Source organism: Rickettsia helvetica, from assembly GCF_963970025.1.
Taxonomy (GTDB): domain Bacteria; phylum Pseudomonadota; class Alphaproteobacteria; order Rickettsiales; family Rickettsiaceae; genus Rickettsia; species Rickettsia helvetica.
Genome location: NZ_OZ018776.1, coordinates 964,075 through 990,320 on the forward strand (window position 1 = coordinate 964,075; position 26,246 = coordinate 990,320).

Below are 26,246 nucleotides of genomic sequence, written 5' to 3' on the forward strand. Positions count from 1 at the left end.
GCATTTGATTTGCTTGATCAAGGATTAATAGGAGAGGATGTTCAAAATACAGTAGTTTGATCAACTATTACGTGGATCGGTTTTCCTGTCATTGCGAGGAAATTACATAACAATTGACGAAGTAAGGAAGAAAAAAATCTGATTTACAGAATTTTTATTATTGTTTTCTGGATTGCCATGCGAACTAAAGTTCGCTCGCAATGATGATTTGGTATCCACGCGATCAATGTCGTAAGCGTTGTTGTATGGGATCGAAAAATGCATTCGGTGTCACATCGTGGCTTGACCACGGTATCCAAAAAACAACTTAAAATATAGTATTTTTAACTGGATACCGCGATCAAGTCGCGGTATGACAGGGATGGAATTGATCCATGCAACAATGTCTCGCAGGAATGACAACTAAGCAATGCAACAACGCAGGTATAAACCACGAGATGACAACAACAAAATCGAGCCACACAACAATAATAAAACTATTAATGTTTTATCATCTTATTATAATATTGCGATAAAACTTTCACGCCATATAGCCATAATAGACATACGATAATAAAACTAAACATCAATAAACCGGCTATGTCATTATGTACAGCGTTCGGGAAAATACTAAAGGATATGAATTGAATAATAGCACCTATTGATTTACCGATTTTAGTACCCATAACATCAACGGCAGCTTTTCCTTTGGTCTTCATTTCACTATCAAGCGGGATATATACCATTTCTTTAGTAGCATCGAAAAGTGAATATTTTACGGATTTAGAAAGTACATGCCAAAGTCCGCCGATAAAAACTATAACGACAAGCGGCGAACTATAGCCGAGAGTATGTACGATATTTCCTAGGTGATTTTCAAAAACCGTGAATAAAAAGAACATAACGCCTGCTCCAAACATCATAACCGGTGTTATAATAGCTCCCCAAAACCAGCCGCATATTCTAATTAAACTACTTCCTAAAAACGCACTAACTAACGTGAGTACTCCCGTCCAAAAAAACACTTCACCGTGATAGGATATAAAATCCTTTGTAGCAGGATAGAGTTGTTTTACTTTTGACATCCATAATCCTTCTATTAGGCTAATACTCATAGAATAAGACATTACAAGAAGACAAATAAAACCGAGATATCTAGAAGTTAATATTACTTTTGCACTTTCGACCAAGCTTAATTTTAATATATCCGTTCTTTGATTTTTAAATTTAATATTTTTGTCAGCTTCTACGACTGATTTATCAATAAATTTATGAAGAGCCAGACAAATTGATCCGGATATTAAAATAACCGTAATAAATGATTTTAAAAGGATTTCATTTGTATCGTTTAGATGAGAAAATAAAGGAAGTAAGAAATGATTACTCTTAGCAAAATAAATAATTATAGTTCCTGAGATGAGTAAATTAGTTTGTCCGAATAAAGTAAAAAACGAGTAAAATCTTGGAGCTTCTTCGACTTTAGTAATTTTATTCGCAAGCTGCCAATATAAAAGAGTAAAGACTATAACCGGCCATAACTCTCCCATAATATAAAATAATACCAAACTCCATTGTCCCCAGATTATTAAAAACCACTTTAAATGGGGAAGAAGGGTTATATAATGTTTGACTAATTCAGGATCGGGATGAAAAAAATCTCTATACGGAAATAGAACAAAACCAAAAATTGCGAAGAAAAATAAAAAAGTACCAGTAATTATCCTAAACACTTGCTCTGTTGTCATAATATTACAGAGTTTAGAATAAAGAATAACAAATAAAATTCCCATCGGCATTTCGCCCCAAAGTTTGATAAAACTCAATACTTCCGAGCTAATTAAGGTAATAACAAAACTATCTTTAATACTACGAACTAAGTTTTGATTAAGTAGAATAAAAAACATTAGTAAAGCCATCGGGATGAATTTGGTTAATTCATACGATCTAATCGGCCATACTATATGCCTAAATTTACTGTTTCTAGCTTTATTCCAAATTGTGAAGTTAGAATCCACGGCGTCCATTAATTTACCTATGAGCTTATTTTATAGATTTCTTTCTAAACTCTATTTCTAGGGGTAATTTATACGTCGATCCGGCACTTGAATCCTCACGTACTTTTATGTACGCTGCGGTTCTGCGTTCCGTGTCTCCTTCAAATTCCTCCCTATAAGCGACTTTAGAAAGAAATCTAATGCAACCTAGACTATAATAAAAACTATGTCAAGATTTTTTAAAATAAGCTCATACTTTATTGTTAATTACATTTATTATACTCAATTGCAGCCTTAACAAATTCAATAAATAACGGATGAGCTTCAAACGGCTTAGATTTAAATTCCGGATGAAATTGTACTCCTACAAACCAACGAAGTGCCGGTAGTTCAATTATTTCTATAATCTCTTCATCTTTTGAAAAACCGCTAAATACCACTCCGTTTTTTTCAAAAATATTTTGAAACTCATTATTAAATTTGTATCTATGACGATGTCGCTCATTTATTTCAAGGCTTTTATAGGCATTAGCTGCAATGGTATTTGCAACCAAACTACAAGGATAAGAGCCAAGACGCATAGTCTTTTTTACATCAGACATCTTTCCAAACTCTACTTCTAGGGGTAATTTGTACGTCGATCCGGCACTCAAATCCTCACGTACGTTTGTATACGCTACGGTTCTGTATTCCGTGTCTCCTTCAAATTCCTCCCTATAAGCGAGTTTGGAAAGATGTCTATTTTCAATTGTTATTTTTGAGTCTTCACGGTTTTTATTTATTTTCTCAATAATTTTTGTACCGTCTACTTTAAATTCTTCCGTGACTGCATCTTTAATACCGATTAAATTCTGAGCTATTTCGATCGTCGCAAGTTGCATACCGAAACATATTCCAAAAAAAGGTATGTTATTAGTACGGGCATATTTTATTGCTATAATTTTTCCTTCAGTTGCTCGTTCTCCAAATCCGCCTGGTACTAAAATCCCGTCTATATCTAATAATTTTTTATTAATATTCTCTTCAGTTAGATTTCCAGCATTTATCCATACTAAATTAATTTTATATTTGTAATAAATACCTGCATGATCAAGTGCCTCGATTACTGATTTATAAGCATCTTTTAATTTATGATATTTAGCTATTATAGCGATTCTTACTTTTGAATTAGAATCTTTTAGCCTACCAATTATATCATGCCATTCGTCTAATTTAGACGGTGTAATATTAAGATTAAAAAATTTTAATACTTTATTGTCAAGACCTGAATTGTAATATGCAATAGGTACTAAATATATATTTTTTTGATCTATTGCCGGAATAACATACTCAGATTCTATATTACAAAATAAAGCTATTTTATCTATTGCGCTTTTTGAAATGTTACGTTCTGCACGACACACTAGTATATTAGGTGAAATACCTATAGCACGTAATTCTTTAACTGAGTATTGGGTAGGTTTTGTTTTTAATTCACGGGCGGTTTTAACATAAGGTAATAATGTTAAATGAATAAATAAACAATTTTCGCTTTTTAAGTTGTTACCGATTTGCCTTATAGCTTCAAAAAACGGTAGACCTTCAATATCACCGACTGTACCGCCTATTTCACAAATAATAAAATCAAAACCCTTGGTGTTTGAAAGTATAAAATCTTTTATTATATTCGTAACATGCGGGATGATTTGAACGGTAACGCCGGTGTAATTTCCTAAACGTTCATCTTTAAGTAATTTTGAGTATATCGCACCTGTTGTAATGCTATCATGCTTGCATGCAGGGATTCCAGTAAAACGTTCATAATGTCCAAGATCTAGATCGGTTTCTGCTCCGTCATCCGTTACATATACTTCCCCGTGTTCGTGAGGATTCATAGTCCCAGGGTCGACGTTAAGATAAGGGTCTAGTTTTCGTACGCAAACTTTAAATCCTTTCGCTTGTAATAGCATAGCAAGAGATGCAGCAGTTAGACCTTTACCGAGTGATGAAACAACACCGCCGGTAACAAAAATGAAACGTACCATTATTTATTATAAACCTAGTTTACTAATATTTTCGTAAAATTTTACTGCTTTTTTTAAGTCTTCTTCCGTATCTACGGAAATAGGAATATTCTCAACTAAACATGTACCTATAGTCATGCCGTTTTCAAGGACACGTAGTTGTTCTAAACGTTCTGTTTTTTCTAAAAAAGTTGGCTTAAGAGATACAAATTTTTCTAAAGCGTTTTTGTGAAAACCATATATGCCTACATGATATAAAAATTCTTCTGCACCGTTTGGAATAAGACTACGCGAAAAATACAATGCTTTCCCCGCCGAGTCAACCGCTACGGTAACATTACTACTAGCTTCTACTGATTCCCTATCTACTTTTACTACCGGTGTAATAATATCGTATTCGCTGTTTTTTAAATATTCTATAATTGTCAAAATAGAGCTAGGTTCAATAAAAGGCATATCTCCCTGTACATTAACTATGTAATTAATATTTTGGTTATTTGGAATGAATTTAAAAGCTTCATAAGTACGATCAGTACCGGTAGGGATATTGCTATCGGTAAATATTACTTTCCCTCCGACTTTTTTAATAATTTTTGCTATCTCTTCCGAATCGGTCGCAACGTATGTATGCTCAAGGTTAGCTTGATTTACTTGTTTGAATACCCGCTCGATTAAAGTTATAGAGCCGATAAGCTGTAAAGGTTTTTGTTTAAGCCTAGTTGAACTTAGCCTTGAGGGGATAATTATAGCCACGTCCTGATGCTGCATAAACTGCCTATATTTAAATTAAAAAATAATTGTTGACAGATTAGCCTTTTTCGGCGATAAAGTAAAACATAATTTTTGAATATATTCAATATTCGATGGATTTTAAAAATTGGCTATGTCGTCTTAATAAAGTCTGCAGTACTCGCGTATTAATATATGCTGCGTTCCTCGATTTATAGACTCCTTGCTCTTTTTGAAATTGATCTTCATATTGCTAATTACAATATATTTAAGAGCTCGTAGCTCAGTCGGTAGAGCATTTGACTTTTAATCAAAGAGTCCCGGGTTCGAATCCCGGCGAGCTCACCACGTCTCTATATTGTGGGTTTGTAGCTCAGCTGGTTAGAGCACACGCCTGATAAGCGTGAGGTCGGAAGTTCAAGTCTTCTCAAACCCACCATTCAATCCACCGCAACAACGAAATCTATTTACATGTTAAATTGTTAAAGTTAGGATGATATTGATAAAAGGCATGCAAAATCTCATAATGTCAAGTATATGCAGAAAAAGTGTTATTTTGAATTTAATCAAGACAAAAATATTGCCTTGTTAAAAGAAAGAGGGATAAGTTTTGAACAGGTAATTGCTTTAATAGAACAGGATTATGTATTAAATATACAGGACCATCCTAATCAAGGTAAATATCCAAATCAAAAAATATATGTAGTTGAAATAGATGGTTATTGTTATTTAGTACCGTGTGTGATTAATGAGGACAAAGTCTTTTTAAAAACAATTATTCCAAGTAGAAAAGCTACTAAAAGAATATATAAAAGCTAAAGGTAAAAAACTATGAAGAAATATAAATTAACAGAGGAAGAGCAAGAAATATTAGATTATTTTGAAAAAGATGAGCTTTTAGAGTTACCTGAAAAAGAACTAGAGAATCAAAAAAATATAGCTAAAATTGCAGCTGCTAATTTTTTTAAAAAATCGGAAAGAATTAATATTAGATTGCCGTTATACGATTTAAATCATATAAAAAGAATTGCAGCACAAGAAGGAATGCCTTATCAAACTCTTATTGCTAGTGTTTTACACAAATATGCATCCGGATATTTAAAATTAGATAAATTGGGTTAATCAATAATTTCTTTATATAAATGACATTTTTTCTCTATCAGTCTTTTTAGAGACAGAAAAAGGTTAGAAGGTAAATTATCAAGGGCACACCACTGCCAGCTTTCTACCTTATGAGGTTCTAGATTCTGTAATTCATGTTCATTTAAACAATGAGCTTTAAGGAAAATCGAGACATAATGCTTTTACTCTTTTTCAAAAAAATCGTTAGTCACCACTATAAATTGTGGGTTTTCAATAATCAGATTTATTGCTTCTAAAACTTCACGGATAGCACATTCTTCAAATGTTGCTCCAAACTCTAAATGTCCTCCGGCTGGAGCATAACTAGATTCACCATGAGAACTAATACGTTTGCCTAGTAAAATCTCATTTTTGCTATTAAAAACTATAGCACCTATACCGATGTATGGGTGGTTAGTCATATCTAACTATTAACTCTTGATTGACTTATTAATATCGTATGTTAATTTCTAAAACAAATAAAAAAATATTGCTTATTTAAATACCGTGAGCTATTTGTAAATTATATTTAATATTTTCCTGTAATCATGAATTCTACCAATCAATCACAAAATAATAGCCTAATGTTTGCTTGGCTTAAGCTTGGCATAATGTCTTTAGGGCTTGCCGGTTTATATTCGGTTATTTTGGTAGTGCTACGTACCCCGCAATTAGCCGATTTTTTTCCAAATCCTCATATTTTTAAATCTGCTTTAATTATTCATGTTAATTTATCGGTATTGATTTGGTTATTATCTATCACTGCTAGTGTTTGGGGTGAAATGTCATTGCGAGGAGAGGTAAAGCCTCGACACGGCAATCTCAGGAACTTTCCACTTCTTCATGAGATTGCCATGCTCTCTACGTTCGCTCGCAATGACGTGTTTCACCTTTATCCCAAACTCGCTTTTCTAGCTACTCTTCTAATCGCTGTTTCCCCAGTAGCAGGGCATAATCCGGTGATGAATAATTATATACCGATGCTTGAAAACATCGTATTTATTTTGGGGTTAAGCTTATTTGGCGTTACACTGCTATTATATGCTATAAATATTTTATACTTCTTTGATTGGATGAACTTAAATAGTCTAGTTAATTTTACCGTATTATCGACTATTATAATGTTTATTTTAAGCTTCGTTTGTTTCGGATGCTCTTATAACGGCTTGCAAAACATTATTCAAATTATTCCTATAGAGATAGAATTTTATTATGAATTACTTTTTTGGAGCGGAGGTCATTTACTACAATTTATATATACTCAAATATTAATATTTATTTGGGTTATTTTATTTAGAGAGTTAATAGGTAGAGAATTAAAATTCCAAAGATTCTATCTATTCTTACTTTATTTGAATGTTATTTTCGGTATTCTTATAGTATTCGGTCATATATCTTATGATATTATCGATGGAGCATTTAAAGAATTTTACACACATCATATGAAATATCTAGGCGGCATTGCTCCTGTTTTATGTTTGGTTGGTATGGGGCTTGAATTGGTATGTTATTTCCACGTGCCTTTATGTCATTCCCGCAAAAGCGGGAATCTAGATAGAAAAGAATGGATTCCCGCGAAAGCGGGAATGACATTGATGGTGGATGGCAAAGTAATCAAAACCATCTTACTTTGCTCTATTACTTTATTCCTACTTGGTGGGCTTATAGCAATCAATATCTCAGGTATAAATGTAGTAATCCCTGCTCATTATCACGGGTCTATAGTAGGGATTAGCATTGCTTATATGGGGTATAGTTATTTAAGTATTGTGGGGTATCAACGTCATTGCGAGCGACTAAAAGGAGCATGGCAATTTTATGAGGCGATACAAAAATTCCTGAGATTGCCACGTCGGTACTTCGTACATCCTCGCAATGACAATATTATAAACTTTACATTCTACCTCCTAATATTCGGGCAGATTCTGCACATACTGGGGCTAGCACTCGCCGGTGGTTACGGAGTTATGCGGAAAGATCCAAATAGCGTAATGCCGCTATCTGCTAAGCTATTAATGGGTATGATGGGTGGAGGAGGGCTTATTGCTATAGTAGGCGGCTTGATGTTTGTTTATATTTGTGGTAAAACAATGTTTTTAAAAAGCAAATAAACTTATGAAACTTGAAAAACCGTCTAGAGAAGAAGCTAAAGAAGCGGTAAGAACATTACTAAAATTTATCGGCGAAGATCCGAATAGAGAAGGGCTACTTAAAACCCCTGATAGAGTAATTAATAGCTATAGGGAACTATTCTCCGGTTATGAAAAAGATGTAGCAGAAATATTAAGCACAAAATTTTATGATACGTGTAATTTTCAGGATTTTATATTACTGAAAGATATAAAGTTTACCTCTTTCTGTGAACATCATATGCTTCCTTTTATCGGTACTGTAGATATAGCTTATATTCCAGATAATTGTATCATCGGCATAAGTAAACTTGCACGAATAGTAAATGTTTTTGCTAGAAGATTACAGATTCAAGAAAAAATGACGGTACAAATAGCAGAAAGCGTGCAGGAGAATTTAAAGCCGCTTGGCGTTGCCGTTAAGATTTCTGCTTTACATAGCTGTATGACGATGCGGGGTGTTATGCAAGATAGCGATATTAATATTACTATGAATACCATGCATTATACGGGTATATTTGCCGAACAGCAGAAATATCGCCATGAGTTTCTGAATCTTACCTCGAAAAGGTAAAATACGATTGTCATATCGTGGCTTGCACCCATGGTATTGCATGGATAGCCGAGTCGTCATTGCGAGCAGCCATAGGCTGCATGGCAATCTCAGGACTTTGGCACAAGATTGCTTCGTCAATTACTTCGTAATTTTCCTCGCAATGACGGAAAAATATATTAAACTAAAAAAATTCTATGTTATTATCAAAATATTTTTTACCTGTTTTAAAAGAAGAGCCAAGTGAAGCTCAAGTAACTTCGCATAAATTAATGCTTAGAAGCGGAATGATTAGGCAGCAAGCAGCCGGTATTTATACATGGTTTCCGCTCGGCTTAAAAATACTGAAGAATATCGAGAATATAGTACGCTTAAATATGAATAAAGCAGGAGCTTTAGAAGTTCTAATGCCTTGCATTCAACCGGCACATTTATGGATGGAATCGGGACGTTTTGATAATTACGGTAAGGAAATGCTAAAGTTTCAAGATCGTCACGATAATACTTTACTATTCGGTCCGACTAACGAAGATATGATTACGGATATTTTTCGTCATAATATTAAGTCATATAAGGATTTGCCGAAAAATCTTTATCATATCCAATGGAAATTTCGTGATGAGATCAGACCACGTTTTGGTGTTATGAGAGGTCGGGAATTTTTAATGAAAGATGCTTATTCTTTTGATATAAATGAAGAAAGTGCTGTTAAAACCTATAATCAAATGTATAAGGCTTATATCAATACTTTTCGGGATTTAGGTGTGTTTGCTATCCCTGTTATTGCCGATAACGGTCCAATCGGCGGCAATTTAAGCCATGAGTTTCATATTATTGCCGAAACCGGTGAAAGTACTATTTATTACGATAAAAGATTTAAAACTCTAAAAGATAATCCTGATATCGATGTAGAGGAAATTAAAAGCTGGTACGCGGCAGCTGAAGAAAAACATGACGTAAATAAATTATCTATATCTGAACAAGAAATAACCAGCAGTAAAGGAATAGAAGTCGGGCATATTTTTTATATCGGCTCAAAATATTCGGTTAGTATGAATGCTCTTATTAATGACGAACACGGTAAATTAACTCCTGTAGAAATGAGTTCTTATGGCATAGGTATTTCAAGGTTAGTGGCGGCTATCATAGAAGCAAATTGCGATGAGAAAGGTATTATATGGCCTTCTAGTGTTGCTCCTTTTAAAGTGTCTCTAATTAATTTGAATATTCATGATAGTAAATGCATGGAGCTTGCGGAAAGGGTTTATAAAGAGCTATCAGATCAAAATATAGAAGTGTTATATGACGATACTGATGCACGTCCAGGCAGTAAATTTGCAACGCATGATCTTATAGGTTCACCTCATCACATTATAATCGGTCCTAAAAAAGCCGCAAATAATATTGTTGAACTGAAAAACCGTAAAACCGGAGTGACAGAAGATATTGAAGTAGAAAATCTTATTAATTATATCAAATAACATAGACAGTGATAGTATCATATGATACTATCATAAAATGAATAACAGACCACCTTTTCAAATAACTAATAAAATCTTGGAGTTATCACAAGATATTTCTTATGAGCTTGGTATTTTAGCCGGTAGCAAGCTGTACTCTCAACCTATAAAACTTAGAAAAAATAATCAAATTAAAACCATCCATTCTTCTTTAGCAATTGAAGGAAATAGTTTAAGCGTAGAGCAAATTACCGATATAATAAACGGCAAGCGTGTACTTGCACCTGAAAAAGATATTTTAGAAGTAAATAATGCTATAAAATTATATAATGATTTAACCATATTTGATCCTTTTTCGGTTGAATCATTATTAAAAGCACATGAGATATTAATGCAAGGATTAGTAGAAGATAACGGAAAGTGGCGTAAAGGTAATGCCGCTATATTTAAAGGCACGGAGATTATACATTTTGCACCTCCGGCAAGCCGTGTATCTTTATTAATGCAGGATTTATTTGAGTTTATAGCACAAGATAAGAACGTTTCCGGAATAGTTAAAGCTTGTATATTTCATTATGAGTTTGAATTTATCCATCCTTTTTCAGACGGTAACGGACGAATCGGTAGGTTATGGCAGCAATTATTACTAATGCAAGTTAATAAAATTTTTGAATATCTCTCTGTTGAAAGTTTGATTAAAAATAATCAAAGTGAGTATTATAGTGTTTTACACAAGTGTGATAAGCTTGGTGAATCGACGTTATTTATCGGGTTTATGCTTGATAAAATAGTTACAGCATTAAGATTATATAGTAATAATATAACATATGAAGCAAGTACGCCTTTATCTAGAATGGAATTTGCTAAGGTTAATTTAATTGATAAATGGTTTTCTAGAAAAGATTATATTAATGTACATAAAAATATTTCTACGGCAACGGCTAGCAGGGATTTGTTATATGGTTTAGAGCATAAACTTTTAATAAGTAAAGGTGATAAGAATCAGAGTTGTTATAAGTTTGTATAGTTTTTAATGTCATTCCCGCGAAGGCAGGAATCCAGTAAAACCTACAAAAAACTTGTTTTTTTAGGTTTATTTTGCCAATATTAAGACGGTTTTACTGGATTCCTGCCTTCGCGGGAATGACATCGAGTATGTTTTCCAAGCCATGCAACAATGCTGACATGGACACAGTTAATTCACAGGAGATTAACATGAAAAATTTTATAAAATATTTGTTCTTTACTGGTCTATATATAATAGTGACGATAATAGTTGCTTATATGGTTTTAGCTCAAACGATTCCAAATGATGGGCAGTGTCATATGATGGATAGACCGCTTGTTATTCATTACATCTTAGCAGCAATTATTACCGCTTTACCGACACTAATTTTAATATATAGTAAAAAGAAAAAGTAAATATATGATCGGTAAATTAAGCGGTAAAGTTGATTCCCAAGGCGATGATTACGTTATAATTGACGTAAACGGGGTAGGGTATCTTGTTTATGCTTCAGGTAAAACTCTAAGTAAACTTGCCGAAGGGGAGTTTTATAAACTATTTATCGAAACCCATGTTAGAGAGGAACATATTCATCTTTACGGTTTTCTGACTCTAGAAGAGAAGAGTTTTTTTAATTTGCTGCAATCAGTAAACGGTATCGGTACAAGAATGGCTTTATCTATCTTATCAAGCCTTACGCCTTCGGATATCCAAATTGCTATAAATAATGAAGATAAAAATATATTTAAAGCAATATCCGGAGTGGGAGCTAAACTTGCCGAGCGTATAGTGTTAGAGCTGAAGGGTAAAGTAGCGAAAATATCAAGCGGCTCTGCTATTATTAAAGATAGCTTAAATATTAAGAATATTACACCCGTCGCAAACAATGAAGTAATAAAAGCTCTAGTAAATCTAGGCTTTTCTAGATTTGAAGCTCAAAACGCCGTTCAAGGCATCATTACCCAAAATCCCGAAATCTCTATTGATGAATTAATCAAAACAGCTCTAAAAAATAGACTTTCTGCATAACTTGCTTCTAAAGGTAATTTATAAGTCGATCCGGTGCTCGAATCCTCACATACTAGTGTGTACACTGCGGTTCGCAGTGAAGTGTCTCCTTATAAATTCCTCTTTATTAGTTACGTTATGCAAGAAGTCTCATCGAAATTCTAATTTTTAGTTAATAAATTAATAGTTATTTTATATTAATCTTAGTAACTAAAATTATATAGGATAAATTTATGTTAAAGTTAATAGAATATTTAGAAAAAATAGGAGCTGAAAGAATATTAAAAGAGTTAAAGAAAGACCCTACTACTTTAAGTATTACCGAGGTTGATTTTGTACCACAATCACCGGTATTTGCAGCTGCTGGATACTCTAAAATTTCTGAAGATGCTTTAAATGGGTTTTTTTGTTTGATGCTTTAAAAGGAGATGCTACTACAAAGTACTTAAAAGCTGATAGTTTTTCGTAGAGTTTAAAATCAATAAAGTTATTTGCTGAATTTTTTAAAGGTCCGCTATGTCGAATTACCGGCATTAGTTTTATAAATGCTTTAAATGATGTTAATAAAATAGATGTTCTTTCAGATGCCTTAGGAGTAAATGGAACTATAGAAAATATTAAACTAGCTCATAATTATTTAAGAGATAAGGGATTAGATAGATTAATAGATAATTTATCTAAGAAATCTATAAAAACTTTAGAATTGCAAAATATAAATATAAGATTAGACAACGGAATAATAAATAATTTTATTAAATTCCTTAAAGAATCTAATACTGAAGCTCTTGATATTTCATCAAATCCTATAACACAAGAAAATTTAATAAAATTACTTGAAGATATAAAAGAAACAAAAATAAGCGATTTAGATATAAGTGGGATATTTTTTGATAATGATAATGATAATGTTCCTGCCTTATCCTCATTTGTTAAAAATACTAAACTTGCCGGATTGAATTTTTTATTAAGTACAGAAGTAAGCGAGGAATCAAAGAAAGCCTTATCGGATGCTATAAAAGAGAATAAAAGCTTAATTGGATGTAATATTTTAGGGTATAAGATAGGAATGAAATCTCAAGATAGACAAGCATTAAACGCACAAATTACAGAAATAACTGATGAAAATAACCTTACTCTAAAAGATGTAGCAGAAGTTTTAAAAAATTATTATGAAAATCCTAATATGATATTATCAAATGAGATATTTGGTCATTATTTAAAGTTATATAAAGGATTAAATAAAAATTACCTTAAAGAAGAATTAAAAAACTTAGGAGTCACTGATACAGAAAAAGTTTTTGAAACCGTAGATAAACTTGGAGAAGGGGTAACTAGTTTCTGTGAAGAGGGCTAATATAAAAGTCTAAAATAATTTATAGCATAAAACTATTTTTCCGCTATTATTAGTCATTATATTCGATTTAAATTAATGACTAATATATTATCGCCTGAAAAAAGTGAAAATGATCAAGAATTGCCGATAAGACCATCATATTTGCAAGAATTTGTCGGGCAAACGCAAATTAAAGAAAATCTCTCCGTGTTTATTAAGGCTGCAAAATCTCGAAATGAGCATCTTGATCATACTTTATTTTACGGTCCGCCCGGGCTTGGTAAGACTACGCTTGCTAAGATTATCTCTAACGAAATCGGTGGTAATTTTAAATCTACTTCCGGTCCGGCTATACTTAAAGCAGCTGATCTTGCTGCTATTCTCACCAATCTTGAAAAAAACGACGTATTATTTATCGATGAAATTCATCGCCTAAATACTTCCGTTGAAGAGGTTTTATATCCTGCTATGGAGGATTTTGAGCTTGATATAATTATCGGTGAAGGACCTGCCGCAAGGTCAGTGAAAATAACCTTGCCGAAATTTACCTTAATCGGGGCTACTACTCGGCTTGGGCTGCTTAGTAATCCTTTGCGTGATAGGTTCGGTATTCCTATGCGGCTAAATTTTTATAATACTGAGGAATTGAAGAAAGTTCTAAATAGAGCAAGTAAATTACTTGATATTGATTTGACTGATTTGGGTTCTGAAGAAATAGCTAAAAGAAGTAGAGGAACGCCAAGAATTGCATTAAGATTGCTTCGTCGTATAAGAGATTTTGCAGCAATTGACGGTAAATCAAGAGTAGATAAAGAAATCTCTGATTTTGGGTTAAATCGCTTGGAAGTTGATCGCATAGGACTTGATAGCAATGATTATCGTTATTTGAAATTCATAGCGGATAATTATAACGGCGGTCCTGTCGGAATTGAAACGATCGCAGCTGCATTGTCTGAACAGCGTGACGCACTTGAAGAAACCATTGAGCCTTATCTTATACAGATAGGTTTACTACAAAGAACTCCTAGAGGTAGGGTAATCACAATTGCCGCTTTTGAGCATTTGAAAATGCCGATACCGAATCAATCACATCATCAATTTAATATTTTTAACGAGAATGAATAATAATAATTTAAATGATAGTTATATAGCTACAGATGTTATAAAGAGGCTGATAAAAGATCATGTTAAACCTTACGCAAATAAAATATATTTTTCGATATTTTGTATGGTTATTACAGCACTTTGTACGGCAGTGATCGTACATGCGGTGAGACCTATTATTGATAAGATTTTTTTAACGCATGATAAGAAAATGCTTATAATAATGCCTATAGTGCTTACTGTAACTTTTTTTATAAAAGGAATTTCAGAGTATTATCAGAATTATCTAATAAAATTTGTTGGGCAGAGGGTACTAAACGATTTGCAGATAAAAATGTATGAGCATTTGTTATTTGCCGATATTTCTTTTATTCAAAACCAATCTTCAGGACGTTTAATATCTCGTTTTACTAATGATATTTCTTTGATGCGTGGGGCTGTTTCTAATTTACTTGTCGGATGTGCTAAACATTTCCTAACTGTAGTATGTTTAATAATAACGATGTTTCATTTAGAACCGCTATTATCTTGCGTAGTTTTTCTTATTTTCCCTTTGGCTGTTTATCCGGTGCAAAGGATGGGTAGAAAGATAAGAAGAATATTTGCACAGTCACAAGAAGAGCTTGGGCATTATACCTCTCGGCTTGATGAAACATTTCAGTCAATTAAGATTATTAAATCTTTTGTAGGCGAAAAAATAGAAAGTAATAGAGCATCGTTGATTATTAATAATATTTTAGAGTTCTACAAAAAAACATCTACGCTAGATGCGATGGTTTCACCGATTATGGAGGGTTTAAGCGGTCTTGCAGTAGGAGGAATGGTATGGTACGGAGGTAATCTAGTCCTTGAGGGGCAAAGTACGCCAGGGGCTCTTTTTGCTTTTTTAGCTGCTTTTGCTGCAGCTTATAGACCGTTTAAAAGTTTGGTATCGTTAAATATTAATTTACAAGAAGGAATAGCAGCAGCTAAGAGGGTATTTAGTATTTTGGATACCGAACCTCTTATTAAAGATCATGAAGATGCTAAAGAAGTAGATTTATATAATCCACAAATTACCTTTGAAAAACTAGCTTTAAGTTTTGAGAGTAAAATAGCTATAAAATATATAGATTTAAAGCTAGAGCCTCATAAGATGATTGCATTTGTCGGACGTTCAGGTAGCGGTAAGACGTCGCTTAGTAATTTATTAGTGCGTTTTTATGATCCAAATGAAGGAAGAATTTTAATTAATAATCATGATATTAAAGATATTAAGCTTACTTCACTTAGAGGTCAGATTTCCTTAGTTACTCAAGATACTCATTTATTTGATACAAGCGTTGCCGCAAATATAGCATACGGTCAGGAAAACGCTACAAGAGAAGAAATAATTAGAGCAGCAAAATATGCAGATGCTCATGAGTTTATTATGCATCTGCCGAACGGTTACGACACGCAGATAGGGATGCAGGGGACAACTCTTTCAGGCGGTCAGCGTCAGCGTTTATCTATTGCTAGAGCTTTCTTAAAAGATGCCCCTATTTTAATTTGGGATGAAGCAACAAGCAGCTTGGACCAAGCTTCCGAACAGAAAATTCTAGAATCTTTAAAGAAATTACGCCAAGGAAAAACCACTTTAATTATTACGCATCGTTTAAGCAGTATTACCGATCTTGATAACATTATCGTCATGAAAAACGGTGAGATTTGTGAACAAGGAACTCATACACAATTGCTTAAAAATAAAGATGAATATTATAGGTTGTATCATAAGGAGTTAAGAGAAAATAGTTGATTTATAAAGTAAATAGCTTATATTTCTTAATTTTTATTAATTATTATTGTGTGGCTTAAATCGTCATTGCGAGTGAATAAAAGGAGCATGGCAATCCAGGAAAATAATAAAAAATTCTGTAAATCAGAATTTTTAACTGGATTGCTTTGTCAAAATTTTCAATTTTTCCTCGCAATGACGACTTAGGTATCCACGCAACAACGCTTTCCCGCCTACGCGGGAATGACATCAACACAAGGAATACCATAATGCTCATTACCAAAATTTTTAAAGACTATCGATTATTTGAAATATTTATTTTAGGGATGGTTAGCGGTATGCCGCTGGTTATAATTTTTTCTACTCTTTCGGTATGGTTAAAAGAATCCGGAATAGATATCGCTGTTATTACTACTTTTGCGGTTGCAAGGTTATCATATTCGTTAAAAGTATTTTGGTCACCGTTAGTCGATAATTTTAAAATACCTTTTTTAAGTAGGTGGGGGCATCGAAAAAGCTGGCTTATATTGTGTAGCTCTTTAATGGCTTTAGTATTAATTGCTATGAGCAAGGAAAATCCTGAAGTTTCTTTAACTTCTTTATATTTTTTGACTATAGTATTAGGCTTTTTATCCAGCACGTTCGATATTGCTGTTGATGCGTTACGTATTGATAGATTTGATCATGAAACGCAAAGCATAGCTAGTGCAACTGCCGTATTCGGTTATCGAATCGGTATGCTTATTACAGGGGCAGGTGCTTTATACCTTGCAGAAATAACCGGAAATAATTGGCAACTAACTTTCTTTGTTATAGCTATAATATTTGCCGTTGCTACTATATTTATAGTAACGGTAAATGAAAAAGAATTAGTAAGAGAAAAAATTAATATTATTTCTATTACTTCATGGATTTCTACAATAATTAATCCTTTCAAGGATTTTTTCAAAAGAGAATTTGCCATAACTATTTTACTTGCGGTAATATTTTTTAAATTAGGCGATGCTATGCTTGGAGTGGTTGCCTCACCTTTTTATATAGAGCTTGGTTATACAAAAGGCGAAATAGCAATAATAGCTAAACTTTATGGATTGATTGCAACCTTAGTCGGCGGTTTTGCCGGTGGTATTGTAATGTATAGAGTGGGAAATTTTAAAGGTTTGATTATTACCGGTATTGCCCAAAGCTTAACGCATTTTGCATTTATTTGGCTTAATCACCAGCCTCCTTCTTTTGAAGCTTTATTAATTGCTATTACTATAGAGAATTTTGCTGCCGCTATGGGTGCGACTGCTTTAGTCGGATATATAGGTAATTTATGTAATAAAAAATATTCCGCAACACAATATGCTTTACTTAGTAGTGCTAGTAGTTTATGTAACAATACTGTCACTATTTATGCCGGAAAATTCGTAAATATGATGGGCTGGGACGGTTTTTTCATCTTTACTATAATTTTAGCCTTGCCTGCTTTATTTATATTAATGTATCTTAATAAAAAGGTTAATATGTAGTTAAATTTTATTTCCATCGTCATTGTGAGCGACCATAGGGAACGTGGCAATCCATAAAAATAATAAAAAAATGCTATGCATTTTTAACTGGATTGCTTCGTCAAAATTTTCAATTTTTCCTTGCAATGACGAAAAATCACACTTGATTTAATTTGAATAATATTTTATTTATTTAAAATGTTTAGTAAATTTTTATTACCTTATATTTTTATTGCAACATTTTTCTTTGCTCCCATAAGCGAAGCGAAGAAAGCTATAAAAAATACACCTAAACCTCCTGTTCAAACTAGTTTAGTAATTGATGCAAAAAGCGGTAAAGTGTTGCAGGCCCATAATTCACAAATTCGGATTTACCCCGCTTCTTTAACTAAGCTAATGACTCTATACTTAATGTTTGAAGCAGTCGAAGCCGGTAAGTTACCTTTAGATAAAAAATTACTTGTATCAGCAAAAGCTTCAAAAATGCCGCCTTGTAAGCTGGGTTTAAAAGCAGGGGAAACTATAACCGTTCGAGAGGCAATTAATGGATTAATCATAAAATCCGCTAATGATGCTGCCGTAACGGTTGCTGAGAATATGAAAGGTTCCGAAAAAGCTTTTGCTCATTTAATGAATGTTAAAGCTAAGCAGCTCGGTATGAAGAATACCTATTTTAAAAATGCTTCAGGTTGGCATGACCCATTGCAGCAAACTACCGCAAGAGATATGGCTAAACTTGCTATGGCCCTGAAAAGAGATTATCCAAAATATTATCCGTTATTTGCTAAAACCAGCTTTGTATTTCGTAGAAACGTAGTAAACGGACATAATAGAGTTACTAAAAATTATCAAGGTGCAGAAGGCATGAAAACAGGTTTTCATACACCGGCAGGTTATAATTTAGTAACTACTGCTTCTAGGAACGGTAAATCATTGATTGCCGTTGTTACAGGCAGCAGAAGTGCCGCATCTCGTGATCAAAAAATGATTGGATTATTAGATCAGCATTTTAATGTTAAGCCTATAGTTTCTAAACCTTCAATCAAGCTTGCTTCTAATAATAAATCTACTACAAAAGCTAAATCAAAAATAATAAAGAAAAAGAATATACATAGTTGATATACATCGTCTGCAAGCGACTAAAGGGCTTTGTTGCATGGATCGGTTTTTTCACATTGTCACCCCCCGCGACTTGATCACGGGGTCCAGTTAAAAATACTAAATTATTAGTATTTTTAATTGTTTTTTGGATACCGTGGTCAAGCCACGGTATGACACCGTACGCATTTTTCAAGCCATGCAACAATGCCTACGACTGCTCACAATGGTGTGATTTAATATTCACACACCTTTTAAGGATTTACTGCTAGTTTATACTTTAAATTTACAAGTTTTATATGACAATTAATGCTACATTTATTGTTTTTTATAACTTTAGTAGATGAAGATTTTTTAGAGTTTTTAGCTAAAGTTTTACTTTGTGGTTTTTTTAGATTAATATTTTTTAGAAATTTCTCAGTTTCATTAGGTAAATATTCTATTTTTACTTTAGTGATACCTTGATTTTTAAATGCTAAAATTTCAGCCGCTTTTTGAGAAACATCTATTATACGATTTTTCTTAAAAGGACCTCTATCATTAACCATTAAAATTACTGATTTATTATTGGCTTTATTGGTAACTTTAACTAAGCAAGGAAGCGGAAGAGTTTTATGTGCGGCAGTTAATAGATTTCTATTAAATCTATCACCGTTAGCTGTTTTTTTACCGTGAAAACCGTCTTTACATCCACCGTACCATGAGGCATAACCTGTTTCGGTAAAAGATTTAGGGTTGTGAGGTTTGTAAGTCTTTCCTTTTATTTTATAATTTTTTCCAACTTTATAATATCCTTTATAAGTTAGATTATGAGGATCATCTTTTGATAATTCTTTGTATGAATGTTTACGGGAATAAGGTAATGTTTTTGAGGTATTACAACCGCTTAGACAAAAACAAAAAATTAATAAAAGTAATACAGCTAAATTCAGACAGCTTGATACAGGCGAATTTTTTGAGTTAAGTCTGTGCTCACGTACCACTGTACGCTCCGCAGACTTACTCTTAAATTCATCCTGTCTGAAGCTGTCTGAATTTAGCTGTAGCTTATGACGCTGTATCATCATCATGCCTTATTAAAGTTATCCATTATTTTAGCATAACACACAACTTTTTCAACACCTTTTATTTTTGATGCAATAGAAGCAAGCTTTTCTAGCTCTTCTTCTGATCTTGCAACTCCAAATAAATAAACAATATTATCTATAGTTAGAATAGTATAATTAGCAAATTTAATGTCTTTTCTGACTAAGTTTTTAGCTTTAATTTGCGTGGTTATCATACTATCTTTAGTATATTGGGCTAAGTCAAAATGATTACTGTTTTTATTTACTTTCAACTCATTAATAACTTCTTTTACGCCTTTTTGATTCCAAGCAATTTCTACGGCTTTTAACGCATCCGATTCTTTTTGAATATTTCCTGTTAATAATACTCTTCCTTGTGATACTTCAACCTTTATTTTAGCCCCTAACTCTCTAAAATTATTTTTTACTAAATCAGTTTTAATACCGGCAGAAATCCTTGAATCATTTAATGTTTCAGACATTGGCTGATCTTTTGAAGCAACAATGCCGGTAGTGGCTGCTGCGGTAAAAATAGCAGGTAAACAAGCAGATAGACTAAAAGAGAGAGCTATAAAAATTAGAATTCTTAATATCATATCTTACTATCCGGTAATTTATTCTTTAATAAAAGAGGTAATTGCAGCAAAATAAATATAAAAGTAATAGGTATTACGCCGAATACTTTGAATTTTACCCATGTTTCATCTGAGAAATTACGCCAAACTATTTCATTCACTACAGCCATAAAAAAGAAAAAAGCCGCTGTTCTATAGCTTAAAGTTATCCAGCTTTCTTCTTTAAGACGTACTATACTCTCTAAAGCATATTTGATAAAAGGATTTTTTCTTATACCGCTCATGAGAAATATTATTCCAAAAATAACATATAATATAGTAGGCTTGATTTTTATATACATTGAATCGCCGCTAATTAAAGTTATACTTCCCGAAACCAATAAAACAGTCATAGAAATAATAGAAAGCTTGGATACTTTCTTATCTATAACATAACAAAGAGTAATACAAATAACAGAGGTAATAAGCATATAAAGAGTAGCGCTTTGTATACCGCCTCCATAAAAAAAGCCTGCAAAAAATGCTATTACCGGACCAATTTCTGATAAAAGTTTTAACATATTTAATTTAATTGTTCTCTTTGATCAAATTAATTTGATTCATTTTTTTGTACTGATATTAAGATATTTTTGGAATATCTTAATTTTATTTGTATGAAAATATTTATCAGTAATATAGTAGTAAAATAGGCAAGTACTTGTAGCCCATTAGGTCTTGCAATATAACCGGTAACAATATGTAAGATTTTACCTATCATACTTCTATCTGCTACTAACCATGAACTATCCCAAAGTTGATCGGATAAAAACATAATTAGACCGGAAGAGGTTAAAATACCTGCAGCACTTGCTGCAAATCCACCTGCTATTAGCATTAATAATACTGTAGAGATTTTAAAAATATATTTTTGATTAGCAATCTTAATTAAACCGAAATATATTACTAAACCAAGTAAGAAGCCACTTGTAGCACCTATTATCACTCCTTGCAAGTAAATACTGCTTGATATTGTTTCAACTGAAGATATGCTATATACTAAAATAATAATTTCTGCACCTTCTCGTAATATGGTAGTGGCAACTAAAAAAACCAACATGAAATAACTGGCATTACCTTCATGAATTTTTACCGATAAGTCGTTTATATGTTGCTTTACTTTTATACCGTAACCTTGCATCCATATTATTGTCCAGCTAATCAGAATTGTTATTAGCATCATAATTCCGGAGTCGAATAACTCGTCGCCTATTCCGCCAAAAGATAAAGATAATTTACGTGTAAAAAATGCAAAAATTGAAGCACATACTACTCCAAGCATTACTCCGGCAATAATATAAAGACGAGATCTTTCTATTTGTTTTGTTACGGCGAGTATTACACCAAGTAATAAAGATATTTCTAAACATTCACGAAACACTACTAAAGCAATTTTAAACATATTTTTATCTAATCATTAACAATTATAAAACCCTGAGCCGTATCTTGATGAAAATCTCCAAAAAATTCATATTTTCCAGGATTAAGCGGTGCAAGTATAATATTTATTGACTCATTTGGCATAACTATTTTTTCACGATGTAAATCATGACTTTCAAATTCTTCTACCGTATCATCTTCATTATGAACAATTAACCTTATCTTAGTAGATTTTGGTACTTCAACTATATTCGGAACAAACTTATGATCTTTTATAGCTATCTTTACTTCTAATATATTATTATTTGTTTTATTATCGGAACTCTTATTTATAGAGATATAAATGATTGTTGCTAGAAATATTAAACCTACTATTATAATAATAATATTTTTTTTAATAATTTCCATACTAAATTCCTAGCTTAATTAAAGTTTAAAGTAAGATTCTTATATACTCGTTTAATTTGAAAAATTGGTGCAAAGTCTTATAATAATATATGCTACACTCCGAGGAATTTAGACTAATTACTCTTTTTCAAATTAAATATTCTTCATTTGAGTTTCAAATTTTTAATAAACACCAAATTTATCCTGCAATTTTTATTAAAGCTATAAGATATACAATTATTATCATTATGACAAGGATAGATAATAAAATATAATTTTTTTGTTTTTTGTTAGCCCTATTTTCAAACTCTACTTCTAGAGGTAATTTATGCGTCAATCCGGTACTCGCATCCTCACGTACTTCTTTATACGCTGCGGTGCTGTGTGCCGTTTCTCCTTTAAATTCCTCTCTATAAGCGAGTTTGAAAATAGGGCTAATATCCGATATTTTAGGCTGTTTCATATTTATTTAATTTTGTTTAAAGTCTCCTAGTTCAAGCAAAAGATATTCATTTATCGGTAACGATTCATGAGAAATAATTTTATTTATGTTAGAACCTAAGGCTTTAAATGTTTTGCCTTCAGCAATAACACTGCGTGTTCCAACCGTTACTTTACCTTGCAAGGCATAAGAAAAAATTAAAGGATATGTAATATCGCCGATTTTCATATCTATTTGTTGTCCTTTTTCTTTAGAATCATATAATATTTTACCGTTTGATAAGCGAGTAATTTTAGCATTAAAGCTTACTTTTTCACCACATAATAAAGGAACACGATAAGCTATTTCATCGTCATAAATTTTAACTTCATTACTTTTAACAAAATTTTGTGGTAATATGGATTTTAAAATTACATTAACTTTATAATTATAAGCATCATCGAAGATAATATTATTACTATTATTAACGGCATATTTTGCTGGAATAATAGCTTCTCGTGCTTCTCCTACCATCATACCGATTATTACATTATCTAAGCCAAGCATTACAGGAGCAGAGCCTAAAGTAAAAGTCTTAGTATCTTCAGATATTAAAGTATTGTTCATATCTGATATTTGATAAAATACGGTAACTACATGTCCGCAAGAAGCGGGACCGATATTACCGCTACCGAGCGTATTAATTTTGAACAGTGTTTTTACTAAATCCTTACGTACTTCAATAGTGTAATCATTAGGATTGATAGGTCCATTTAACGGTTGTAAAATATTTTCAAAAAATGCTTTCCCTTCTTCGGTTTTAAGAGCATTTATTACTATTTTTGAAACCGTACGTTCAAATAAATTACCGTTTAATGAAATAGGGGGTTCATTGTTTATACTAGTTTGGTTTTCATCAGTAGATGAATTATTTGAAGTCGTTTGCTCTACAGTTGTAGGATTATTATTGTCAGGGGCTATTTTTAACTTTACTATATTGTAAAGTATTAGGATTACAATTATTAAAGATAAAAATTTCTGCATATAATATAATATTTTGATACAACAAAGTCTACTATAACAATCAATTGCTTAATAATCAAATGAGAATAAAAATAATTTGATTATTATAAGCAATTAGTCTAAATTTTAAATATAGAATTTTTTTAAAATATAAAAGTGGTAAGAAGTGAAAAAATTTATATTTTGTTTTTTATGTTTATGGATGTTAAACATATTTGCTGCTTCTAAAACTTATCCTAATAAGCTTAATCGTTGTAAAATTACTAGAAATATATTTAATGATTATGAACCAAAAGTTTTTGAGACTACTAATAACTTATTACGTAAAACAGGAAGATTATCAAAATTTTACGGTGAAAAAATACTAATTAAAGGAAAAGTATTAGATCAAAATTGCGTACCGGTTGCAGATGCTAAAGTTTATCTATGGCAAGCAGGGAGTAGCGGTAAATACCCTTATGAGCCTTTAAAAACTAGAGTAGATAAAAGAAGGTTCACAAATAAAAGTGATTCAAGCTTTACCGGCTCAGGCACTGCTACTACTAATAATAAAGGGGAATATTACTTTGTTAGTATGTTGCCTTATAAATCTTCCCGTTATTTAAGAAGTGCAAATATAAGAGTAGAGCATCCTAGCCTTACGACTCTAGAAACACGTTTAGATTTGTCTGATAAAAATATGTGTGATAATGAGTGCGGTGAAGTAAATCCGATATTGATTGAACCGCAAGAAAATATGCAGTCTTATTGTTTTGATTTAGTGTTGCAAGGTACGACGCTTAAGAGGTATTGATGTTGTATTCGTAACGTCATGAGCTACGCAGCCGTAGGCTGCGTAGCAATCTCAGAGCTTTGACAGAAGATTGCTTCGTCAATTACTTACGTAATTTCCTCGCAATGACGCTTTGTTTCTTGCACTGGTGCTTCTAAAGGTTTTTTTATCCCGCAACTACATAATACAACGCATATAAGTGCTAATACGAATAAATAAAATGTCTTCATTATATAAATTATTATATGACCTTAAGAAATTATAATAAATATCTTTTATATATTATAGTATTTTTATTACCTATAATAATTTTTATTCCTAAAATTCATGCTAAGCTTTATAATAAGCATCAAGATAAATTAGAATTTTTAAGAGGTTCAAACGTTCCTGATAATATAATTTTTTTTGATGAAGAAAAAAATCAATATTCTCTTGATCAGTTTGAAGGAAAAACTATATTGTTAGTATTTTGGGCTACTTGGAGTGCTCCTTGTGTCAAAGAAATGCCTGATCTTGATATATTGCAAAAAGATTTTAGGAAACTACCTTTTTCAGTAATTCCAATTTCAGAAGATTATCAAGATATAAAAGTTGTTAAAGAATATTTTAAAAGCTATCAAATAAGATATTTACCTATTCATCATGATTATAGAAATCAATTATTTAAAGCCTTAGGGGTTGTTAGTTTACCAACTAGTATACTAATAGACCCAAACGGCAAAATAATCACTAGCTTTGTCGGTAATACAAATTGGTATGACGAAAAAGTTAGGAAAACTATTTTATCTGCCATCCCTGGAAATTATCCTGAGCCTAAAAATAGTTATAACGAGCGATCTTTGAATAAACCGGCTAAGCCTTTGCCGCCTGTAAAAAAGGATATAATTAAAAATGAGCAAAATAATGAATGAAGTGAATAAATTAACTATAGCGAATGCAGAATTTGAGCAGGTAATAGCAAAACGTCAGATAAGTAAAATAGAGCAGTTATTTGCTTCGGTTTTCGGTGATTCTAAAGACGTAATTGCTGTTTTGCGTCTTAGCGGTATTATCGGTAAAGTAAGTAGCGTGCAATCGGGCCTTACGTTAGAATCGTTAAATGAGCTAATAGAAAAAGCCTTTAAAATAAAGAAACTAAAAGCCTTATGTTTAATTATTAATTCCCCGGGCGGCTCTCCAGTACAATCTGAACTTATCGCAAAACGTATTCGTGACCTTGCTAAAGAAAATAAAATAAAAATTTATAGTTTTATTGAAGATATGGCGGCTTCAGGCGGATATTGGCTTGCTTGCACTGGAGACCTAATATATGCTTCTTATAGCTCAGTTATTGGTAGTATCGGAGTAGTATCAAGCGGATTTGGATTCCATGAAGCGATTAATAAACTTGGAATAGAGCGTAGAGTTTATACGGAAGGAAAAAATAAAGCAATTTTAGATCCTTTTAAACCTATTAATAAAGACGATCTTAAAATTATCAAAGATTTGCAAAAGCAGGTTTATGAGCATTTCGTTGATTATGTAAAAACAAGAAGAGTAGGGAAGTTAACACAACAAGACGAGATTTTATTTAACGGCGAATTTTGGGCAGGACAAACGGCTCTTGATTACGGCTTAATTGACGGTATAGGTGATATGTATAGCATAATGAAGGAAAAATTCGGTGATAATATTAAGTTTCAATATCTATGTGCTAAGCAGCCTTGGCTTAAAAAGAAACTCGGTATGTCAGGTAAAATATTGGCAGATAATTTTGCTAACTCTTTAATTGATACAGTTGAAAATAAAATTATTAACGATAAATTTGATATAAAATAA

Annotated in this window: 27 protein-coding genes, 2 tRNA genes and 4 pseudogenes; 20 read left to right on the forward strand and 13 right to left on the reverse strand. The window is 32.2% G+C overall.

Annotated elements, in window-relative coordinates:
- Positions 1 to 479: 479 nt before the first annotated feature.
- The 4 genes from tlc2 to AB1146_RS05810 all read right to left on the reverse strand — a co-directional run bounded on the left by tlc2 (position 480) and on the right by AB1146_RS05810 (position 4,744).
- Positions 480 to 2,003, reverse strand: coding sequence for a nucleotide exchange transporter Tlc2 (tlc2, locus tag AB1146_RS05795; RefSeq protein WP_010423282.1), 1,524 nt, complete (start codon positions 2,001 to 2,003; stop codon positions 480 to 482).
- Between the two features lie 16 nt (positions 2,004 to 2,019).
- Positions 2,020 to 2,175, reverse strand: coding sequence for a palindromic element RPE1 domain-containing protein (locus AB1146_RS05800; protein ID WP_083831858.1), 156 nt, complete (start codon positions 2,173 to 2,175; stop codon positions 2,020 to 2,022).
- 61 nt (positions 2,176 to 2,236) lie between these two features.
- A complete protein-coding gene (locus AB1146_RS05805) occupies positions 2,237 to 3,997 on the reverse strand; it encodes a CTP synthase (RefSeq protein WP_010423280.1) in 1,761 nt (586 codons plus the stop codon).
- Positions 3,998 to 4,003: 6 nt separating this feature from the next.
- A complete protein-coding gene (locus AB1146_RS05810; protein ID WP_010423279.1) occupies positions 4,004 to 4,744 on the reverse strand; it encodes a 3-deoxy-manno-octulosonate cytidylyltransferase in 741 nt (246 codons plus the stop codon).
- Between the two features lie 233 nt (positions 4,745 to 4,977).
- On the opposite strand from AB1146_RS05810, the gene AB1146_RS05815 reads away from it, so the two are divergent.
- The 4 genes from AB1146_RS05815 (at position 4,978) to AB1146_RS05830 (ending at position 5,827) form a co-directional block, all read left to right on the forward strand.
- Positions 4,978 to 5,053 (forward strand) — tRNA-Lys (locus tag AB1146_RS05815).
- Positions 5,054 to 5,067: 14 nt separating this feature from the next.
- Positions 5,068 to 5,144, forward strand: a tRNA-Ile gene (locus AB1146_RS05820).
- A 98-nt stretch (positions 5,145 to 5,242) separates the two neighbouring features.
- A complete protein-coding gene (locus AB1146_RS05825) occupies positions 5,243 to 5,524 on the forward strand; it encodes a BrnT family toxin (RefSeq protein WP_010423278.1) in 282 nt (93 codons plus the stop codon).
- A 12-nt stretch (positions 5,525 to 5,536) separates the two neighbouring features.
- Positions 5,537 to 5,827: a CopG family antitoxin gene (locus AB1146_RS05830; RefSeq protein WP_010423277.1), complete on the forward strand. Its 291-nt coding sequence runs from the start codon at positions 5,537 to 5,539 to the stop codon at positions 5,825 to 5,827.
- 95 nt (positions 5,828 to 5,922) lie between these two features.
- Here AB1146_RS05830 and AB1146_RS05835 read toward each other — a convergent pair.
- Positions 5,923 to 6,249, reverse strand: a pseudogene (locus AB1146_RS05835) (nucleotide triphosphate diphosphatase NUDT15); the annotation flags it as partial.
- A 126-nt stretch (positions 6,250 to 6,375) separates the two neighbouring features.
- On the opposite strand from AB1146_RS05835, the pseudogene AB1146_RS08595 reads away from it, so the two are divergent.
- From AB1146_RS08595 to ruvA, 7 genes and pseudogenes are all read left to right on the forward strand, one after another.
- Positions 6,376 to 7,342, forward strand: a pseudogene (locus tag AB1146_RS08595) (hypothetical protein); the annotation flags it as partial.
- A 92-nt stretch (positions 7,343 to 7,434) separates the two neighbouring features.
- Positions 7,435 to 7,938 (forward strand): annotated as a pseudogene (locus AB1146_RS08600) (hypothetical protein); the annotation flags it as partial.
- A 4-nt stretch (positions 7,939 to 7,942) separates the two neighbouring features.
- Positions 7,943 to 8,530 carry a GTP cyclohydrolase I FolE gene (folE, locus tag AB1146_RS05845; RefSeq protein WP_010423274.1) on the forward strand — a complete coding sequence of 196 codons (588 nt, stop codon included), beginning with the start codon at positions 7,943 to 7,945 and terminating at the stop codon, positions 8,528 to 8,530.
- 176 nt (positions 8,531 to 8,706) lie between these two features.
- Entirely contained in the window at positions 8,707 to 9,990 is a 1,284-nt protein-coding gene (proS, locus tag AB1146_RS05850) for a proline--tRNA ligase (protein ID WP_010423272.1), read from the forward strand.
- A 37-nt stretch (positions 9,991 to 10,027) separates the two neighbouring features.
- Positions 10,028 to 10,996: a Fic family protein gene (locus AB1146_RS05855; RefSeq protein ID WP_010423270.1), complete on the forward strand. Its 969-nt coding sequence runs from the start codon at positions 10,028 to 10,030 to the stop codon at positions 10,994 to 10,996.
- Positions 10,997 to 11,184: 188 nt separating this feature from the next.
- Positions 11,185 to 11,391 carry a hypothetical protein gene (locus tag AB1146_RS05860; RefSeq protein ID WP_010423269.1) on the forward strand — a complete coding sequence of 69 codons (207 nt, stop codon included), beginning with the start codon at positions 11,185 to 11,187 and terminating at the stop codon, positions 11,389 to 11,391.
- A gap of 4 nt (positions 11,392 to 11,395) precedes the next feature.
- A complete protein-coding gene (gene ruvA / locus AB1146_RS05865) occupies positions 11,396 to 12,004 on the forward strand; it encodes a Holliday junction branch migration protein RuvA (protein ID WP_010423267.1) in 609 nt (202 codons plus the stop codon).
- Here ruvA and AB1146_RS08605 read toward each other — a convergent pair.
- Positions 11,983 to 12,115: pseudogene (locus tag AB1146_RS08605) on the reverse strand (palindromic element RPE1 domain-containing protein); the annotation flags it as partial. The gene ruvA and the pseudogene AB1146_RS08605 sit on opposite strands and share 22 nt — an antisense overlap.
- 101 nt (positions 12,116 to 12,216) lie before the next feature.
- On the opposite strand from AB1146_RS08605, the gene AB1146_RS05870 reads away from it, so the two are divergent.
- From AB1146_RS05870 to AB1146_RS05895, 6 genes are all read left to right on the forward strand, one after another.
- The gene (locus AB1146_RS05870; RefSeq protein ID WP_010423265.1) at positions 12,217 to 12,405 is read left to right on the forward strand and encodes a hypothetical protein; all 189 of its coding nucleotides are present in this window, start codon (positions 12,217 to 12,219) and stop codon (positions 12,403 to 12,405) included.
- 644 nt (positions 12,406 to 13,049) lie between these two features.
- A complete protein-coding gene (locus AB1146_RS05875; RefSeq protein WP_029374859.1) occupies positions 13,050 to 13,337 on the forward strand; it encodes a hypothetical protein in 288 nt (95 codons plus the stop codon).
- 75 nt (positions 13,338 to 13,412) lie between these two features.
- Positions 13,413 to 14,441, forward strand: a complete 1,029-nt coding sequence (gene ruvB, locus AB1146_RS05880; RefSeq protein WP_010423262.1) for a Holliday junction branch migration DNA helicase RuvB — start codon at positions 13,413 to 13,415, stop codon at positions 14,439 to 14,441.
- Positions 14,434 to 16,197, forward strand: coding sequence for an ABC transporter ATP-binding protein (locus tag AB1146_RS05885; RefSeq protein WP_010423260.1), 1,764 nt, complete (start codon positions 14,434 to 14,436; stop codon positions 16,195 to 16,197). Before ruvB ends, AB1146_RS05885 begins: the two co-directional genes overlap by 8 nt.
- A gap of 248 nt (positions 16,198 to 16,445) precedes the next feature.
- The gene (locus AB1146_RS05890) at positions 16,446 to 17,690 is read left to right on the forward strand and encodes an AmpG family muropeptide MFS transporter (protein ID WP_010423258.1); all 1,245 of its coding nucleotides are present in this window, start codon (positions 16,446 to 16,448) and stop codon (positions 17,688 to 17,690) included.
- 177 nt (positions 17,691 to 17,867) lie between these two features.
- Positions 17,868 to 18,788, forward strand: a complete 921-nt coding sequence (locus AB1146_RS05895; RefSeq protein WP_010423256.1) for a D-alanyl-D-alanine carboxypeptidase family protein — start codon at positions 17,868 to 17,870, stop codon at positions 18,786 to 18,788.
- 233 nt (positions 18,789 to 19,021) lie between these two features.
- On the opposite strand, the gene AB1146_RS05905 is transcribed toward AB1146_RS05895, so the two are convergent.
- From AB1146_RS05905 to AB1146_RS05935, 7 genes are all read right to left on the reverse strand, one after another.
- Positions 19,022 to 19,834 carry a septal ring lytic transglycosylase RlpA family protein gene (locus AB1146_RS05905; protein ID WP_010423254.1) on the reverse strand — a complete coding sequence of 271 codons (813 nt, stop codon included), beginning with the start codon at positions 19,832 to 19,834 and terminating at the stop codon, positions 19,022 to 19,024.
- Positions 19,834 to 20,430, reverse strand: a complete 597-nt coding sequence (locus AB1146_RS05910) for a BON domain-containing protein (protein WP_010423252.1) — start codon at positions 20,428 to 20,430, stop codon at positions 19,834 to 19,836. Before AB1146_RS05910 ends, AB1146_RS05905 begins: the two co-directional genes overlap by 1 nt.
- A complete protein-coding gene (locus tag AB1146_RS05915; protein WP_010423250.1) occupies positions 20,427 to 20,969 on the reverse strand; it encodes a septation protein A in 543 nt (180 codons plus the stop codon). Before AB1146_RS05915 ends, AB1146_RS05910 begins: the two co-directional genes overlap by 4 nt.
- A 29-nt stretch (positions 20,970 to 20,998) precedes the next feature.
- Entirely contained in the window at positions 20,999 to 21,847 is an 849-nt protein-coding gene (locus AB1146_RS05920) for an FTR1 family protein (RefSeq protein ID WP_010423248.1), read from the reverse strand.
- Positions 21,848 to 21,855: 8 nt separating this feature from the next.
- On the reverse strand, positions 21,856 to 22,233 hold the full coding sequence (locus AB1146_RS05925) for a cupredoxin domain-containing protein (protein WP_010423247.1): 378 nt from the start codon (positions 22,231 to 22,233) through the stop codon (positions 21,856 to 21,858).
- A 178-nt stretch (positions 22,234 to 22,411) separates the two neighbouring features.
- Entirely contained in the window at positions 22,412 to 22,675 is a 264-nt protein-coding gene (locus tag AB1146_RS05930) for a palindromic element RPE1 domain-containing protein (RefSeq protein ID WP_010423246.1), read from the reverse strand.
- Between the two features lie 6 nt (positions 22,676 to 22,681).
- Positions 22,682 to 23,677: an FKBP-type peptidyl-prolyl cis-trans isomerase gene (locus AB1146_RS05935; RefSeq protein ID WP_010423245.1), complete on the reverse strand. Its 996-nt coding sequence runs from the start codon at positions 23,675 to 23,677 to the stop codon at positions 22,682 to 22,684.
- A 145-nt stretch (positions 23,678 to 23,822) separates the two neighbouring features.
- Between AB1146_RS05935 and AB1146_RS05940 the strand changes: the two genes are divergently transcribed.
- The 3 genes from AB1146_RS05940 to AB1146_RS05950 all read left to right on the forward strand — a co-directional run bounded on the left by AB1146_RS05940 (position 23,823) and on the right by AB1146_RS05950 (position 26,246).
- A complete protein-coding gene (locus AB1146_RS05940) occupies positions 23,823 to 24,449 on the forward strand; it encodes a dioxygenase (RefSeq protein WP_010423244.1) in 627 nt (208 codons plus the stop codon).
- 224 nt (positions 24,450 to 24,673) lie between these two features.
- Entirely contained in the window at positions 24,674 to 25,339 is a 666-nt protein-coding gene (locus tag AB1146_RS05945; protein WP_010423243.1) for a TlpA disulfide reductase family protein, read from the forward strand.
- Positions 25,332 to 26,246 (forward strand): S49 family peptidase, encoded by a 915-nt coding sequence (locus tag AB1146_RS05950; RefSeq protein WP_010423242.1) that lies wholly within the window; start codon positions 25,332 to 25,334, stop codon positions 26,244 to 26,246. Before AB1146_RS05945 ends, AB1146_RS05950 begins: the two co-directional genes overlap by 8 nt.

Excerpts from the sequence above, each read along its gene's own strand:
- AB1146_RS05870 (WP_010423265.1), top strand. The coding sequence starts at position 12,217 with ATGTTAAAGTTAATAGAATATTTAGAAAAAATAGGAGCTGAAAGAATA.
- AB1146_RS05890 (WP_010423258.1), top strand. The coding sequence starts at position 16,446 with ATGCTCATTACCAAAATTTTTAAAGACTATCGATTATTTGAAATATTT.
- AB1146_RS05910 (WP_010423252.1), bottom strand. The coding sequence starts at position 20,430 with ATGATATTAAGAATTCTAATTTTTATAGCTCTCTCTTTTAGTCTATCT.
- AB1146_RS05945 (WP_010423243.1), top strand. The coding sequence starts at position 24,674 with ATGACCTTAAGAAATTATAATAAATATCTTTTATATATTATAGTATTT.
- AB1146_RS05905 (WP_010423254.1), bottom strand. The coding sequence starts at position 19,834 with ATGATGATACAGCGTCATAAGCTACAGCTAAATTCAGACAGCTTCAGA.
- AB1146_RS05860 (WP_010423269.1), top strand. The coding sequence starts at position 11,185 with ATGAAAAATTTTATAAAATATTTGTTCTTTACTGGTCTATATATAATA.
- tlc2 (WP_010423282.1), bottom strand. The coding sequence starts at position 2,003 with ATGGACGCCGTGGATTCTAACTTCACAATTTGGAATAAAGCTAGAAAC.
- AB1146_RS05925 (WP_010423247.1), bottom strand. The coding sequence starts at position 22,233 with ATGGAAATTATTAAAAAAAATATTATTATTATAATAGTAGGTTTAATA.
- AB1146_RS05895 (WP_010423256.1), top strand. The coding sequence starts at position 17,868 with ATGTTTAGTAAATTTTTATTACCTTATATTTTTATTGCAACATTTTTC.
- folE (WP_010423274.1), top strand. The coding sequence starts at position 7,943 with ATGAAACTTGAAAAACCGTCTAGAGAAGAAGCTAAAGAAGCGGTAAGA.
- AB1146_RS05825 (WP_010423278.1), top strand. The coding sequence starts at position 5,243 with ATGCAGAAAAAGTGTTATTTTGAATTTAATCAAGACAAAAATATTGCC.
- AB1146_RS05885 (WP_010423260.1), top strand. The coding sequence starts at position 14,434 with ATGAATAATAATAATTTAAATGATAGTTATATAGCTACAGATGTTATA.
- AB1146_RS05855 (WP_010423270.1), top strand. The coding sequence starts at position 10,028 with ATGAATAACAGACCACCTTTTCAAATAACTAATAAAATCTTGGAGTTA.
- AB1146_RS05920 (WP_010423248.1), bottom strand. The coding sequence starts at position 21,847 with ATGTTTAAAATTGCTTTAGTAGTGTTTCGTGAATGTTTAGAAATATCT.
- AB1146_RS05930 (WP_010423246.1), bottom strand. The coding sequence starts at position 22,675 with ATGAAACAGCCTAAAATATCGGATATTAGCCCTATTTTCAAACTCGCT.
- ruvA (WP_010423267.1), top strand. The coding sequence starts at position 11,396 with ATGATCGGTAAATTAAGCGGTAAAGTTGATTCCCAAGGCGATGATTAC.
- AB1146_RS05810 (WP_010423279.1), bottom strand. The coding sequence starts at position 4,744 with ATGCAGCATCAGGACGTGGCTATAATTATCCCCTCAAGGCTAAGTTCA.
- proS (WP_010423272.1), top strand. The coding sequence starts at position 8,707 with ATGTTATTATCAAAATATTTTTTACCTGTTTTAAAAGAAGAGCCAAGT.
- AB1146_RS05805 (WP_010423280.1), bottom strand. The coding sequence starts at position 3,997 with ATGGTACGTTTCATTTTTGTTACCGGCGGTGTTGTTTCATCACTCGGT.
- AB1146_RS05950 (WP_010423242.1), top strand. The coding sequence starts at position 25,332 with ATGAATGAAGTGAATAAATTAACTATAGCGAATGCAGAATTTGAGCAG.
- AB1146_RS05830 (WP_010423277.1), top strand. The coding sequence starts at position 5,537 with ATGAAGAAATATAAATTAACAGAGGAAGAGCAAGAAATATTAGATTAT.
- AB1146_RS05915 (WP_010423250.1), bottom strand. The coding sequence starts at position 20,969 with ATGTTAAAACTTTTATCAGAAATTGGTCCGGTAATAGCATTTTTTGCA.
- AB1146_RS05875 (WP_029374859.1), top strand. The coding sequence starts at position 13,050 with ATGAAATCTCAAGATAGACAAGCATTAAACGCACAAATTACAGAAATA.
- AB1146_RS05935 (WP_010423245.1), bottom strand. The coding sequence starts at position 23,677 with ATGCAGAAATTTTTATCTTTAATAATTGTAATCCTAATACTTTACAAT.
- ruvB (WP_010423262.1), top strand. The coding sequence starts at position 13,413 with ATGACTAATATATTATCGCCTGAAAAAAGTGAAAATGATCAAGAATTG.